This window comes from Rhizobium sp. UFLA01-1127 (assembly GCF_059803845.1).
The window spans coordinates 17,752-32,558 of record NZ_JAUQTZ010000013.1 but is presented as its reverse complement, the minus strand read 5'-3'; the positions used below and the strand labels follow the sequence as shown (position 1 = coordinate 32,558).

Below are 14,807 nucleotides of genomic sequence, written 5' to 3'. Positions count from 1 at the left end.
TGGTGATTTTACTTCGTGCCGTACATGCGGTCGCCGGCGTCGCCGAGGCCGGGCACGATGTAGCCCTTTTCGTTCAGATGGCTGTCGATGGCAGCGGTAAAGACCGGCACATCCGGATGCGCCTTGCGGAAGTTAGCAATGCCTTCCGGAGCCGCCAACAGGCAGAGGAAGCGGATATTGTGGGCGCCGCGCTCCTTCAGCTTCTCGATCGCGGCGATTGAGGAATTGCCGGTCGCCAGCATCGGGTCGACGACGATGATCAGGCGTTCTGAGATATCCTCCGGCGCCTTGAAGTAATATTCGACCGGCTGCAGCGTTTCATGATCGCGGTAGACGCCGATATGCGAGACGCGCGCCGACGGTACGAGGTCGAGCATGCCTTCGAGCAGGCCATTGCCAGCACGCAGGATCGAGGCGAAGACCAGCTTCTTGCCTTCGAGGATCGGCGCATCCATCGGCTGCAGCGGCGTCTCGATGGTCTCGATCGTCAGCTCCAGGTCGCGCGTCACTTCGTAACAGAGCAGCGTCGAAATCTCGCGCAGCAGCCGGCGGAAGCTTCCCGTCGACGTGTCCTTCTTGCGCATGATTGTGAGCTTGTGCTGCACAAGCGGGTGATCGATGACAGTGACGCCGTCCATGGTTTCAGCCTTCCAGTAATTCCGTGATATGAGATGGTTCTTCCACGGAAATCGCCTCTGGTGCAAGAAAATAGGCCACTTCTGGAGATTTCATCCCCAATCTGCGGCCTAAGCCACGCTTTTAGAGCTTCGCTAGCAACGCCGCCCGTGTCGCCTCGTCCACGAACGCTGCTTCGATCGCCGTGCGAGTCATCGCGTTGATCTCCTCGTCGGTAAAGCCGAAGGCTGACGACGCCAGCTCGTATTCCCGCTTTAACGAGGTGTGGAAGAAGGGCGGATCGTCGGAATTGATCGTCACCTTCACGCCGGCATCTCGCAGTCTGCGCAGCGGATGCGACTGGAAATCCGGGAAGACCTTGAGCGCGACGTTGGAGCCGGGGCAGACCTCCAGCACCGTGCCACGATCGGCAAGGCGCTCGACGAGATCCATATCCTCGATCGCGCGTACGCCATGGCCTATGCGATCAGGGCGCACAAGCTCGATGGCATCGGCGACGGAAAAAGCGCCGCAGACTTCTCCGGCATGGATGGTGATGCCGAGGCCGGCCTCGCGGGCGATGTCAAAGGCGCCGGCGTAATCGGCGACACGGCCCATGCGCTCCTCGCCAGCCATGTTGAAGCCCGTGATGAGCGGATTGTCGCTTTTGGCCGCATATTCCGCTGCCTTCACCACGCGTTCAGGCCCGAAGTGGCGCTCGCCGGTTATGATGAGCCGCGCTTCGATGCCCGTTTTTGCCTTGGCGGCATGGATGCCGGCCGAAACGCCCGCCATATAGGCGTCGGCGCCGAGGCCGATGCGATCGCCATGATCGGGCGAAACGATAAGTTCGCTATAGATCGTGCCGATGCCGGCAAGCTCTTCCAGATAGGTTTCCGTCAGCAGCGCATAGTCTTCCTCGGTACGGTAGACCTCGGAGACCTTGTCGTAGCAGACGAGGAATTCGGCAAAATCTTTCCAGAGATAGACGCCATCCTGCAGGAAGGCGCTGGTATCGACTCCGTATTTCTCTGCTTGTGCGAGCGTCAATGCCGGAGGAGCCGCTCCCTCCAGATGACAATGCAGCTCCACTTTCTTCAAATGCGATGTCAAAGGAAGCTCCTCCCGTGCGGCCCGGCCGCAATTCCCAAATGTTTCGCAACCGTCTCACCGATATCTGCATAGGTCTGCCGGACGCCGATGGAGCGGGAGCGAATGCCTGGCCCGTAAGCCATGACCGGCACGCGCTCGCGCGTATGATCGGTGCCGCGCCAGGTCGGATCGCAACCATGATCGGCCGTGAGGATGACGAGATCGCCCGCCTTCAGCTTCTTGTGGACCTCGGGAAGCCGCGCATCGAAGGCTTCGAGCGCCGCGGCATAGCCAGGCACGTCGCGGCGGTGACCATAGAGCATGTCGAAATCGACGAAATTGGTGAAGACCAGATCGCCATCCTCGGCTTCGTCCATGGCCTTCAGTGTTGCGTCCATCAGCGCCATATTGCCGTTGGCTTTGATGACCCTGGAAACGCCCTGATGCGCGAAGATATCGCCGATCTTGCCGACTGCGTGCACCGTGCGTTCAGCCTTGGCCAGGCGGTCGAGCAGTGTCGGCTCCGGCGGCAGCACGGAGAAGTCACGGCGGTTACCGGTCCGCTCGAAGGTCGCCACGGTCTCGCCGATGAAGGGGCGGGCGATGACGCGGCCGATATTGTAGGGGTCGAGCAGGGTACGCACGATCTTGCAGAGGCCGATCAGCCGGTCGAGGCCGAAATGCTGTTCGTGCGCGGCGATCTGGAAGACCGAGTCCGATGAAGTGTAGCAGATCGGCTTGCCGCTGCGGATATGTTCCTCTCCGAGCCTGGCGATGATATCGGTGCCGGAGGCGTGGCAATTGCCGAGAATCCCCGGCAGATCGGCCGCCTCGCAGATGGCCTTCACCAATTCCGGTGGAAAGGCGTCGCCCTCGGCAGGAAAATACCCCCAGTCGAACATGACCGGCGTTCCGGCGATCTCCCAATGGCCTGATGGCGTATCCTTGCCGCGGGAGACTTCGCTGGCGCAGCCATAAAGGCCATAGAGCTTTTCCGGCAGCGGCATGCCGGCGGGATAGTTGCCCGTTGCCGCCTTGCCGATCTCCAGCAGGCCGAGGCCGGACATGTTCGGCAGTGTCAGTGGCCCTTGACGCAGACCTTCGCGGTCGGCAGCGCGTGCCGCACAGAATTCGGCGATATGGCCGAGCGTGTCGGCGCCTTCATCGCCGTAGCTTGCCGCATCCGGGCCGCCGCCCACACCGAAGGAATCCAGAACGAAGAGAAAGGCGCGCGCCATATTCCACCTGATGAGAATGTCGTCACCCCCGGAAGAGACCCGCCGGGGCATTGGACGTCACCCATATAACGGAGGCGGCAGCTTGGCAATTTTCCGTTTTGGCCGACCCGTCGATCCGGTTCTTGGTGCGGGCGCTCAGCAGTCGCTGCAGCTGATCGACGTACCGACACGCTGCCGGTAGTAATATTGCCGGCTGATGGTGATCTGGTTGGTGCCGCTCGGCAGGAAATTGCTGCCGAAGCTCAAGAGCTGGTAGGGCAGGGCAAGTTCGCTGCGGACGAGGAATGTGCTGGCCTGGTTCATGTTGGCCGGCACCGTAAGCGTGGTTCCGGATATATAGGGCCTGGTGCCGTCCTGCGCCCAGGACCAGGCCACGGTCGCGTTGCCCGTGGCGTCGATCGCAATGCCGGTGATCTTCAGCGTCAGACCGGTCGTGGTGTAAGGCGCGAAGATCGCGCCGGCCACGGAGGTCATGGTCGCGAGCACCGACTTGCTGACACTCGACTGCTGCGAGACGATGTCCGCGATCGATCCCGCCGAGCGGCTGGCGCGTTTCGAGACGTTGAGGCCCACCGTAAGCTCGAAGGCACCGAGATAGAGCATCAGCAGCACGGGAAAGAGAATGGCGAATTCGATTGCGCCCACACCGCGTTCGTCGCGGGCGAAGCGTCGAAACAGGCCGGAGAAGGTGTTTTTCCTCTCGGTCATGATGCCCGGCCCGCTCACGGATAATTCTCGTTCTGGAAAGCGGCCGTCGCGACCATGAGATAGACCGATGCCGAGCCGTCCGTCGGATGGACGTTGGTGAGATAAGGGCGCAAAAGATCCGTGATGATCTGCCAGCGATAATAGGCGCGCACCATGTTCAAGGATTTGGCGCCGCCGGGCGTGAACGTGAAACCTGTCGTGTCGAGATCGGCATAAGGGTCCGTCGACGATATGCGCGGGATCGTCGTCGGCATGGATGCGAAGCTCGTGTAGTTTTTCACGTCGATGTAAAGCTTCGATGGCGTCTGCACTTCGGTCGAGGAGCAGGTGATGAGCACGGCAATCTCGTTGCAGAATGCCTGCCGGAATTGCTGTGAAGTGGTATTGGCCGCCGTGATCTGCCCAGTCCGGATCTGGCGCGCCAGGGTATCGACGGCGTTAGAAACGACCTGTTCCGCGGTAAAGGCGACGAAGGTCTCGATGATGGCAAAGATGATCAGGAAATAGGGAATCGCGAGCAAAGCAAATTCGATAGCCGCCGCACCGTCTTGAGAGCGGACGAATTCGCGCAGACCACCCCGGGCACGTCGTCGTGCTGGGCTCGTATCGGCGAGAAGGTCGTCAACTTGCGTCATGGGAAATCCGCGGCGATTTACACGCGGATGACACTAGAATTGTTTTCTTGATAATCCGTTTCCGTTCTCCATTCATATTTAGAGGAAACCCGGATTATTACTTTCAACCTAATATTTGAAAGTATTTTCGAATATTTGCGCCATAAAATATTATTGTCCGGCCGCCCCAGTTGCTGCTGTCGCCGCCGTATTATTTTGCTGGGCATGCTGCTCGCAATTGGGCGTGCACGACAATACGGCCCGGTCCGTCTGACGAAAGACACGTACCGTATTGCCTTCGTCGATGGAGACCAGAACCTGTTCGTCGACGATGGCATTGCCGTCGGCATCGAGCAGGATGATGTTTGTCGTGCCGAAACTGCGGCCGGTCAGCACGATGGTCTTCGGATCCGCGACGGTCGCGTCTGCGACCTGCGAATTGCCGACGATGACCTTGCTGACGGGGCGATTGAGCTTCAACACGCGCGCGTGATCCATATAGACGCGAAGCATGCTTTCCCCGGCAGCGTGGGAAAGCTGCGGCATAAAGCCGGCCATGGCAACGATGCCGGCAAGGAATGCTGTTCTGCGGCCGATTGGCATGACTTGCCTCATGGAAAGCACCGGGTGAAAAAGATTTGTCAGATAGAATGAGTAGGAATGGTGAACGAACGATTAAGCCTGTCTGCCGTCATGCGATTATGGTGCAAGTGTCCCGCTCGCAAACTTCGTTGCCGTCATCCTCTGTGGCAAGTGAGTTAATTCGGGGCAAGTCATATATCTCCCTAATATTCGTGGACCTAATAATTTCTGTTTATCTAAAGTTTTTCTTTAAAACTGCACTGAATGAATTCCAATTCATATTAACTATTCTATTTATGCCGTCATATTTACTGAGCATTAACCGACTTCCTTAAAGCGATGGAAACGGCGCGCAGCTACCGTGCATCTCATCCGATCAACGGCAACAGTTGGCGGACGTGCTGTCAACAAAATGAGTGGAGTAAATTCATGTCCAAGCTTTTTTCGCGCTTCCTGAAGGATGAATCGGGCGCGACTGCAATCGAATATGGCCTGATCGCCGCGCTGATCTCGGTTGCCATCATTGCTGGCGCAACGACCCTGGGAAATACGCTTAGCAACACCTTCCAGAACATCTCGAACAAGATGAACACTGCTTCGGCGGCGCACTAATAGGTTCTGGTCGCGTAGCGGAACGCTTAAGAGAGAAACCGCTCAGCAAAACGAGCGGTTTTGCCTTTTTTTGAGGCGCCAGGCTGGATCATTGTCATGATCGAGGCCGAGGCACTGTTATTTACCTACTGTGCATGTTGGTCGCGGCCATTAAAGCGATGGCAACGATGCGCAGCTTCCGTTCAACTCATCCGATCAATGGCAATAGTCGTCAGACATGCTGTCAACAAATTGAGTGGAGTAAATTCATGTCCAAGCTTTTCTCGCGCTTTCTGAAGGATGAATCGGGCGCAACCGCCATCGAATATGGCCTGATCGCCGCCCTGATTTCCGTTGCCATCATTACTGGCGCAACCACCCTCGGAAATACGCTTAGCAATACCTTTCAGAATATTTCGAACCAGATGAACACCGCTTCGGCAGCGCATTGATAGGTTCTGATAGTGTAATGGAATGCTTAAGATAAAAATCGCTCAGCAAAATGAGCGATTTTACCTTTTAACATATCGGACTGGATCTTTGTCGTGCTCGAAGCTGCGGCATTATTTATCTTCCCGCTCTGCATGTCGATCGCGGCGATCTCCGATCTGCTGACCATGACGATCCCGAATCGCATATCCCTGGCGCTCGCAGTCTCTTTTTTTGTACTGGCACCCGCTTTCGGATTGCCTCTTACAGAAATCGCCATGCATCTTGCCGGCGCCGGCGCCGTTTTTCTCGCCTGCTTCGCTCTGTTCGCATTGAACGTCATGGGCGGTGGCGACGCGAAGCTCTTAGCCGCGGCGGCACTCTGGTTCGGCTTCGATTCTTCCCTTGTGGAATTTCTCGTCTACATCGCATTCATCGGCGGTGTGGTGACCGTTTTGATTGTTCTGATCCGGTCGCAGTCCAGCACCATTATGGCGATCGGCCTTCCCGTGCCGGGCTCATTGTTGGTTGCCAAGAAAATTCCCTACGGCATCGCGATTGCCATCGGCGGGATCCTTGCCTTTCCTTCCTCGCCACTGCTGATTGCTGCTACTCACGCCGCACTTTGAGCTGGAAAATGCCGAGTATAGGTTGCGCCGGAATATAGATAATTTCTAATATATGCCAAGTAATCATGGTTAAGTAACAATAAATGTAACCACCCATTAACCATAATTACACCAATTGCCGGTCATTCTGCGGGGCGAAGACTCGTGTTCCCCAAGGAATGACAATGAAACCCGCTCGCATAATGATACTCGCAGTGGCAGCCGTCGCGGCCGGGATTGCCGGTCTGCTGGCGATGCGCCTTGCCGGATCGCGCAATATCGTTCCCCAGCAGATCGCGGCCGTGGTGGAAAAGGAAACCACGATCAATGTGCTCGTCGCAGGCGCCAATCTGCCCGTCGGCACGCGGCTCAGCGAGAAAACGATCCATTGGATGCCCTGGCCGGAGGGCGGCGTCGTCAAGGGCTTCATCACCCAGAGCGCACGACCCGATGCGCTGAAGGATCTGAACGGTGCAGTCGTCCGCTTGCCGATATTCGAGGGCGAGCCGATCCGCGAAGAAAAGGTCGCCGATTCCAACAGCCGTATCCTGTCCTCGCTGCTGCCGGCGGGCAAGCGGGCCGTCGCCACGGAGATTTCCGTCGCCACCGGCGCGGGTGGCTTCATCCTTCCGAATGACCGCGTCGATGTGATCATGGTGCGCAAGGGTTCACAGCAGCAGCTCGTCACCGAAACCGTATTGAGCAATGTTCGCGTCTTGGCCGTCGATCAGCAGATCGAGGAAAAGCAGGACGGAAGCAAGGCCGCGGTCGGGGCGACCGCGACGCTGGAGCTCACTCCTGACCAGACGAAAGTCCTCGCCGTTGCCCATCAAATGGCGGATCGGCTGACGCTGGCGTTGCGCTCCGTTGCGGACGCGCAGCAGCCCGATACGACGGCGGCCGATTATCTTCTGGCCGGCGACAATGGCGGTGGCCTTGTTCAGGTCATCAAGTCGGGAGCGATCGTGACCGACGGCCCGACGGGGCCGAAACCACAATGACAAGAGGCGAGATCATGTTCAAGACAAGCAACAAGGCCGGCCATTCTCTCGCTGCGCTTCTCGCCTTCTCGCTCGCCTTCTCGGGTCTGCCTCTGGCGGACCTGCCGGCGTTTCTGCGCACCTCTCAAGCGTTTGCCGGCGGCTCCGACAGCATCGTTACCATTGCCGGCCTCGGCACCAAGCGCATGTTGAAACTTGGTCTCAACAAAGCGCTCGTTGTCGATCTGCCGGCCGATGCGCACGACATTCTTGTTTCCGATCCCAAGATGGCGGATGCAGTGACGCGAACCTCGCGCCGCATCTATCTTTTCGGCAAGACGGTCGGCCAGACCAATATCTTCATCTTCGGCGCCGACGGCAAGGAGATCGTCAGCCTAGATCTCCAGATCGAGCGAGACATTGCCGGCCTGCAGGCCAACCTCAAGCGCTTTATTCCGGACTCCGACATCAACGTCGAGATCGTTTCCGACAATATCGTTCTGACCGGTACGGTGCGCACGCCGCAGGATGCGACGCGTGCCGAGCAGCTTGCGGAGGCCTTCCTCAAAGGCGGCGAAGCGACGACTCGAAACCAGACGGCCTCGGGCAGCGGCGACAACAATGCGGTCGCCATTTTCGCAGAGACACGGCAGACGTCGCAGATCGTCAACATGCTGCAGATCGAGGGCGAAGATCAGGTGACGCTCAAGGTGACGGTCGCCGAAATCAAGCGCAGCGTGCTGAAGCAGATCGGTTTTGACAATCTTGTCAAAAGTTCTTCCGGTCTGACGGTAGCCCAGCTCGGGAGTCCTAGCGCGGATGGGACTGCGGCAGTTGGCGGCGGCGGTCTTGCCAGCTTGTTCAAAACCGCCATCGGCAAGTACAATATTAGTACTTATCTCAATGCTCTTGAGCAGGCCGGCGCCGTCCGTACGCTGGCTGAGCCGACGTTGACGGCGATCTCCGGTCAGGCCGCAACCTTCAATTCGGGCGGCCAGACGCTATACGCCGTCACGAACAAGGACGGGAGCGTCACGGTCACACCCTTCACCTATGGTATCAGCCTAGCCTTCACACCCGTCGTGCTGTCTGCCGGACGAATCGCTCTGCATGTTCAGACCCAGGTTTCCAATCCGGTCGGCACGGCCAACGCCGGCACGGCAACCTACAACCAGCGCGCAGCCGATACGTCGGTCGAGTTGCCGTCCGGCGGCTCGATCGCTTTGGCCGGTCTCTTGAGCGACAGCATCCAGCAGACGACCAATGGCACGCCCGGCGCTTCGAAAATTCCGATCCTTGGCGCGTTGTTCCGGCAGAAGAGCTTCCAGCGCGACGAAAGCGAATTGGTCATTATCGCAACACCCTATCTGGTCCGTCCCGTAGCTCGCAACCAGCTCGCTCGTCCCGACGACAATTTCTCGCCAAGCAACGATGTCAGCAGCTTCTTCATGAACCGTGTCAACAAGATCTACGGTCGCAGAGATGGGCCGCCGGTCGCCGATGCCGATTTCCACGGCACCGTCGGCTTCATATACAAGTGAGGGATCACGGATCATGACGCGCGCCTTTTCAACCGGATCAACGAGAAATCAGACGATGGCCAGTTTCGAACGCAATGCGCCTCGCACCTTTGGGCTCAGCCTACCCACATTGGCGTCGATTGCGTCGGTCCTGATGCTCGCCGCCGCCGTCAGCGGCTGCGCCGGCTCTCCGGATGGCATGACGACGAGCGCCATCAAGGACGATTATCGTCAGCGACATCCCATCGTGCTGACGGAGAAAGAGCACAACATAGATATACCGGTCGCATCAAGCGATCGCCGTCTGTCGACGGGCATGCGTGACACCGTTCGCGGCTTCGTCCAGGACTATCGCACACATGCCAGCGGCACGGTCGAAATCCTGTCCCCGCGGGGATCGCTGAACGCAGCGGCAGCATCGATCCTGAGTCAACAGATTCGCAGGGAGCTGGTGGCAAGCGGCATCCGGTCCGCCCGCATCGTCGAGAGCTATTATTCGGCTGGCGACGCCGGCGATTCCTCCCCGATCCGGTTGCGCTTTACCGCGACCACGGCAGCGACCAACTCTTGCGGCCAATGGCCGGACGATCTTGCCGACAACGCCCTTGACAATCAGAACTATTATAATTTCGGCTGCGCGACCCAGCACAATCTGGCAGCGCAGGTCGCCAGCCCAACGGATTTGCTCGCACCCCGGGCCTCATCGCCGATCGATACCGATCAGCGCAGCAAGGTGATCGACAACTACCGCAACGGCTCTGTTCGGACCAGCACCGCCACTCTCGGCGGTTTCAGCGGTTCCGGCAGCTCCGGCCAATGATCATGGGACTCACGTACCGGCGGAACAGGACGGAATCATGAACGCCATCGAATACGATATCGGTTCGACCGCCGCGGAGGCTGAAGAAACCTCGCGCTCGGGCAATCTCGACAGCCTGCGGCCATTGCCGCGCATTTCCGTCCATGCCTTCTGCGAAAGCGAACATCTGCAGCGGGTGATGGACCAATGCGCCAATGATCGGCGTATGTCCAAAGTCAGCCTGAGGATCACCAGCGGCGGTGTTGCGGCAGCGGCGAACATGTTTTCCACGGCGCCGACACCGAATCTGATCATTATCGAGACGCGCGCCAATCCGCGTAATCTGCTGGCTGAACTGGAGCCGCTCGCCGCCGTCTGCGATCCGAGCACCAAGGTCATCGTCGTCGGCTATCACAACGATATCGGCCTCTACCGCGAGCTCATCCGCAACGGCATCTCCGAATATATCGTGCAACCCACTGACATGGCCGATCTGATAGGGGCGGTTGCGACAATCTTCATCGACCCCGATGCCGAGCCTCTGGGCCGCAGCATTGCTTTCATCGGCGCCAAGGGCGGTGTGGGCGCATCGACCATCGCCCATAACTGTGCCTTCGGAATTTCAAGTCTGTTTTCGACCGAAACCATTCTTGCCGATCTCGATTTGCCTTATGGCACCGCCAACATCGATTTCGACCAGGATCCGGCCCAAGGGATTGCGGAGGCCGTCTATGCGCCGGAGCGCCTGGACGAAGTTTTCCTCGACCGGTTGCTGACCAAATGCTCGCAGCATCTTTCGCTGCTGGCAGCACCCTCCATGCTGGATCGCGCCTACGACTTCGAAGGGCAGGCATTTCTGCCGGTGCTCGACGTTCTCCAGCGCAGCGCGCCGGTGGCAGTGCTCGATATACCGCATGTGTGGACGGAATGGACGCGTTCGGTGCTCGGTGCCGTCGATGAGGTCGTCATTTGCGCGGCGCCCGATCTTGCCAATCTGCGTAACGCCAAGAACCTGATCGACGCACTGCACAAGTTGCGCCCCAACGACAAGGCGCCGCATCTCGTCCTCAATCAGGTGGGCATGCCGAAGCGTCCGGAGATCAACCCTTCCGAGTTCTGCGTGCCGCTGGAGATCGATCCGATCGCCATCATCCCCTTCGACATCAATCTGTTCGGCAATGCGGCCAACAGCGGTCAGATGATCTCGGAGACGGATCCGAAGTCGCCGATCGCCGAAACCTTCTCGCAGATATCCCATATCGTCACGGGACGCGTGGCTTCGAAGAAGACGAGAAAAGGCGGCCTGCTCGGCCTCCTGAAGCGGAAGTAGTCGTTTGATTTCGCATGAGCTTTCGGAGGGCTGACCCTTCGGGAAATGCATGCTGCAGCAGTAGAATTGGATCGAAGACATGTTTGGCAAGCGCGGGAGCGAAGGTTCTGCAAAAAGCGGTGGTATGCAACCGTCGGCGCGTGCGCCCGCCGCCGCGAGCCCGTCCGCGGCGCCTGCGGTGCTGATAGAACCTCCGCGTGATTCCTCGCAGCCCCGTCAGCAGGTCGTCGCGCCGCCGATGCAGACGCCGAGCCGCCGCCGGCCCGCTCGCACCGAAGAATATTACGACACGAAATCGCAGGTCTTCTCCGCGCTCATCGACACGATCGACCTGTCGCAGCTTTCCAAACTCGGCGCCGAAGCCGCGCGCGAGGAAATCCGCGATATCGTCAACGACATCATCACGATCAAGAATTTCGCGATGTCGATTTCCGAGCAGGAGGAACTGCTCGAAGACATCTGCAATGACGTTCTGGGCTATGGTCCGCTGGAGCCGTTGCTCGCCCGCGACGACATCGCCGACATCATGGTCAACGGTGCCGGCCAGACCTTCATCGAAGTCGGCGGCAAGACCGTCGAATCGGAAATTCGTTTCCGCGACAATGCGCAGCTTCTCTCCATCTGCCAGCGCATCGTCAGCCAGGTCGGCCGCCGCGTCGATGAATCGAGCCCGATCTGCGACGCGCGCCTGCCCGACGGCTCGCGCGTCAACGTTATTGCACCGCCGCTGGCGATCGACGGGCCGGCGCTCACCATTCGTAAGTTCAAGAAGGACAAGCTCACCCTCGATCAGCTCGTCCGCTTCGGCGCCATCACGCCCGAGGGCGCGACGCTTTTGCAGATCATCGGCCGCGTGCGCTGCAATGTCGTCATCTCTGGCGGCACGGGCTCGGGCAAGACGACGCTTCTGAACTGTCTGACGAACTATATCGATCGCGACGAGCGCGTCATCACCTGCGAAGACACCGCCGAACTGCAGCTGCAGCAGCCGCATGTCGTGCGCCTTGAAACCCGCCCGCCGAATATCGAGGGCGAGGGCGAGATCACCATGCGCGATCTCGTCAAGAACTGCCTGCGCATGCGTCCCGAACGCATCATCGTCGGCGAAGTGCGCGGACCGGAAGTTTTCGATCTGCTGCAGGCGATGAACACGGGTCACGATGGCTCCATGGGCACGATCCACGCCAACACGCCGCGCGAATGCCTGAGCCGTATCGAATCGATGATCGCAATGGGCGGCTTCAGCCTTCCCGCCAAGACTGTGCGCGAGATCGTCTCCACCTCGATCGACGTGATCGTCCAGGCCGCGCGACTGCGCGACGGTTCGCGCCGCATCACCCAGATCACGGAGGTGATCGGCATGGAAGGCGATGTGATCATCACGCAGGACCTGATGCGCTACGAGATCGAGGGCGAGGATGCGAACGGCCGGATCATCGGCCGGCACGTCTCCGCCGGTATCGGCAAGCCGCATTTCTGGGATCGTGCCCGCTATTATAACGAGGAGCGGCGCCTGGCAGCCGCTCTCGACGAGATGGAACAGAAGGCGCAATAGGATTTACGATGTTCGGTATCGATCCGGTAGTGCTCTTGATTGTGCTGCTCGCGGCGGTCTCTGCGGCCGCGGTCTGCTACGGCATTCTCTATTCGCGGATCGAGGCACAGAAGAAGGCGGCGAGCCGGGTCAACCGGGTCAAGCAGGCCGAGACCGACCGTGTCAAGGTCAAGGCGGCGCGCGACCGGGTTCAGGAAATGTCGAAGCGCCGCAAGTCGGTGCAGGATACGCTGAAGGACCTGGAGCGGCGGCAGTCCGAAAACACGAAAAAGAAGCAGTCGCTGAAAGCACGCCTGACGCAGGCAGGCCTGTCCCTGACGCCGGCACGCTTCTACATTTTCAGCGTATTGTTCGGCTTGTTCGTCATGCTGGTCTTTTTCATTGCCGGAGCGCCGCCTCTCGCCGTTCTGGGCGTGCTCTTTGCCTCTGCTTTCGGCCTGCCTCGCTGGGTCATAGGTTTCCTCATCAAGCGCCGGCAGACCAAGTTTCTCGACGAGTTTCCGAACGCGCTCGACCTCATCACGCGCTCGCTTCGTTCCGGCCTGCCGCTCAACGACGCCGTACGGCTGGTGGCCGCCGAGGCGCGCGAGCCGGTCAAGGCGGAATTCCGCCGTGTGGTCGAAGCCCAACAGGTCGGTCTCAGCATGTCGGATGCCTGCACGCGCATGACGAACCATATGCCGCTGCAAGAGGTGAGTTTCTTCGCGATCGTCATTACCATTCAGGCACAGGCGGGCGGCAACCTGTCGGAAGCTTTGGGCAACCTTTCCAAAGTGCTGCGCGAGCGCAAGAAAATGAAGGCGAAGGTCAAGGCGCTGTCGATGGAGGCCAAGGCATCGGCCGTCATCATCGGGGCTCTGCCCTTCATCGTCATGCTGCTCGTCTACCTGACGTCGCCGCAATACATGATGATCCTGTTCGCCGATCCGCGCGGCCATCTGATCCTGATGGGAGCCGGCATATGGATGTCGATCGGCATCTTCATCATGCGCAACATGGTCAATTTCGAAATCTGAGCGGAGGGAGCCGCATAGCCCATGTCCGATCTGGCTGCCAAATTGACCGATCCGAGCACGCTGCTCGCCGTCGTCGTAGCGATCGCCGTCTTTGCCACCTTCTACACGATCGCCATGCCGCTTCTGGAGCGCGGCGACCTCAACAAGCGCATGAAGGCCGTCTCGACGGAACGCGAGCAGATCCGCGCGCGCGAGCGGGCACGCCTGAACGCCGAGGGCGGAAAGGCATCGCTGCGCAACCATAACAATCGCAACGTCCGGCAGATCGTCGAGCGTTTCAATCTCCGCAATGCGCTTGTCGATGCCAACACCGTCAACCGCCTGCGCGCCGCAGGCCTGCGCTCGGAAAACGCGCTGAACATGTTTCTGGTGGCGCGGTTTCTGCTCCCATTCCTGTTTCTCGCGGTTGCAATCGTGGTCGTCTTCGTTCTCGGCTATTTTGCCGCAAAGCCGCTGCCGATCCGATTGCTGGGCGTCATCGGTTTTGCCTATCTGGGCTTCTATACGCCCAACATCTATATTTCCAACCTGGTGACCAAGCGGCAGAAGTCTATCAAGCGCGCCTGGCCGGACGCGCTAGATCTGATGCTGATCTGCGTGGAATCGGGCATATCAATCGAAGCAGGCATGCATCGCGTATCAGAGGAAATGGCAGAGCAATCCCCGGCGCTTGCCGAGGAAATGGTGCTGACCACGGCGGAATTGTCCTTCCTGCAGGATCGCCGCACCGCGTTCGACAATCTCGCCGCCCGCACGCAGATCGAACTCGTCAAATCCGTGACGCAGGCGCTCATCCAGGCCGAACGCTACGGTACGCCATTGTCGCAGGCGCTGCGCGTCATGGCGCAGGAAGGCCGCGATGAGCGCATGAACGAGGCGGAAAAGAAGGCTGCGGCGCTGCCGCCGAAGCTGACCGTGCCGATGATCGTCTTCTTCCTGCCGGTTCTGATGGCCGTCATTCTCGGTCCGGCAATCATCCAGGCCATGGACAAGTTCTGATCGGCAGACTTGCCCGGACACGGCGGCATGGTTAATCTCGCCGGGCAATGTCGCCGATTGCGCCACGTGCATGATCTCTGAAAAGCACCGGAGGTTCGCGTCGGCCGGCTGAGCTGAATTCCAGCCATGTT

General features: G+C 59.3%; 16 protein-coding genes. 10 read left to right on the top strand and 6 right to left on the bottom strand.

Features of this window, described 5'->3' with window-relative positions; all coding sequences use genetic code 11:
- Positions 1-8 precede the first annotated feature (8 nt).
- The 6 genes from upp to Q4Q11_RS05155 form a co-directional block, all read right to left on the bottom strand.
- On the bottom strand, positions 9-638 hold the full coding sequence (gene upp / locus Q4Q11_RS05180; RefSeq protein WP_015338410.1) for a uracil phosphoribosyltransferase: 630 nt from the start codon (positions 636-638) through the stop codon (positions 9-11).
- A gap of 121 nt (positions 639-759) precedes the next feature.
- Positions 760-1,728 (bottom strand): adenosine deaminase, encoded by a 969-nt coding sequence (locus Q4Q11_RS05175; RefSeq protein ID WP_498568842.1) that lies wholly within the window; start codon positions 1,726-1,728, stop codon positions 760-762.
- Positions 1,725-2,945, bottom strand: a complete 1,221-nt coding sequence (locus tag Q4Q11_RS05170; RefSeq protein ID WP_498568859.1) for a phosphopentomutase — start codon at positions 2,943-2,945, stop codon at positions 1,725-1,727. The genes Q4Q11_RS05175 and Q4Q11_RS05170 overlap by 4 nt, the downstream gene beginning before the upstream one ends.
- A gap of 135 nt (positions 2,946-3,080) precedes the next feature.
- Positions 3,081-3,653 (bottom strand): TadE/TadG family type IV pilus assembly protein, encoded by a 573-nt coding sequence (locus tag Q4Q11_RS05165; protein WP_112511618.1) that lies wholly within the window; start codon positions 3,651-3,653, stop codon positions 3,081-3,083.
- A gap of 14 nt (positions 3,654-3,667) precedes the next feature.
- Positions 3,668-4,288, bottom strand: coding sequence for a TadE/TadG family type IV pilus assembly protein (locus Q4Q11_RS05160; RefSeq protein WP_112511447.1), 621 nt, complete (start codon positions 4,286-4,288; stop codon positions 3,668-3,670).
- A gap of 150 nt (positions 4,289-4,438) precedes the next feature.
- Entirely contained in the window at positions 4,439-4,870 is a 432-nt protein-coding gene (locus tag Q4Q11_RS05155; protein WP_112511445.1) for a pilus assembly protein N-terminal domain-containing protein, read from the bottom strand.
- 408 nt (positions 4,871-5,278) lie between these two features.
- Here Q4Q11_RS05155 and Q4Q11_RS05150 point away from each other — a divergent pair, with 408 nt between their 5' ends.
- From Q4Q11_RS05150 to Q4Q11_RS05105, 10 genes are all read left to right on the top strand, one after another.
- On the top strand, positions 5,279-5,461 hold the full coding sequence (locus Q4Q11_RS05150) for a Flp family type IVb pilin (protein WP_498568841.1): 183 nt from the start codon (positions 5,279-5,281) through the stop codon (positions 5,459-5,461).
- Between the two features lie 248 nt (positions 5,462-5,709).
- Positions 5,710-5,892, top strand: a complete 183-nt coding sequence (locus Q4Q11_RS05145; RefSeq protein WP_113216432.1) for a Flp family type IVb pilin — start codon at positions 5,710-5,712, stop codon at positions 5,890-5,892.
- A gap of 93 nt (positions 5,893-5,985) precedes the next feature.
- Positions 5,986-6,498: an A24 family peptidase gene (locus Q4Q11_RS05140; protein WP_498568840.1), complete on the top strand. Its 513-nt coding sequence runs from the start codon at positions 5,986-5,988 to the stop codon at positions 6,496-6,498.
- A 164-nt stretch (positions 6,499-6,662) separates the two neighbouring features.
- Entirely contained in the window at positions 6,663-7,478 is an 816-nt protein-coding gene (gene cpaB / locus Q4Q11_RS05135; RefSeq protein WP_498568839.1) for a Flp pilus assembly protein CpaB, read from the top strand.
- Between the two features lie 14 nt (positions 7,479-7,492).
- Positions 7,493-8,998, top strand: a complete 1,506-nt coding sequence (locus Q4Q11_RS05130; RefSeq protein ID WP_498568838.1) for a type II and III secretion system protein family protein — start codon at positions 7,493-7,495, stop codon at positions 8,996-8,998.
- Between the two features lie 55 nt (positions 8,999-9,053).
- The gene (locus tag Q4Q11_RS05125; protein ID WP_112511616.1) at positions 9,054-9,797 is read left to right on the top strand and encodes a CpaD family pilus assembly protein; all 744 of its coding nucleotides are present in this window, start codon (positions 9,054-9,056) and stop codon (positions 9,795-9,797) included.
- A 37-nt stretch (positions 9,798-9,834) separates the two neighbouring features.
- Positions 9,835-11,106, top strand: coding sequence for a CpaE/TadZ family protein (locus tag Q4Q11_RS05120; protein ID WP_113216435.1), 1,272 nt, complete (start codon positions 9,835-9,837; stop codon positions 11,104-11,106).
- Between the two features lie 79 nt (positions 11,107-11,185).
- Complete coding sequence (locus tag Q4Q11_RS05115; RefSeq protein ID WP_112511428.1) at positions 11,186-12,661, top strand: TadA family conjugal transfer-associated ATPase; 1,476 nt, start codon at positions 11,186-11,188, stop codon at positions 12,659-12,661.
- An 8-nt stretch (positions 12,662-12,669) separates the two neighbouring features.
- Positions 12,670-13,677, top strand: a complete 1,008-nt coding sequence (locus Q4Q11_RS05110) for a type II secretion system F family protein (RefSeq protein ID WP_112511425.1) — start codon at positions 12,670-12,672, stop codon at positions 13,675-13,677.
- Between the two features lie 21 nt (positions 13,678-13,698).
- On the top strand, positions 13,699-14,676 hold the full coding sequence (locus tag Q4Q11_RS05105; protein ID WP_113216437.1) for a type II secretion system F family protein: 978 nt from the start codon (positions 13,699-13,701) through the stop codon (positions 14,674-14,676).
- Positions 14,677-14,807 lie beyond the last annotated feature (131 nt).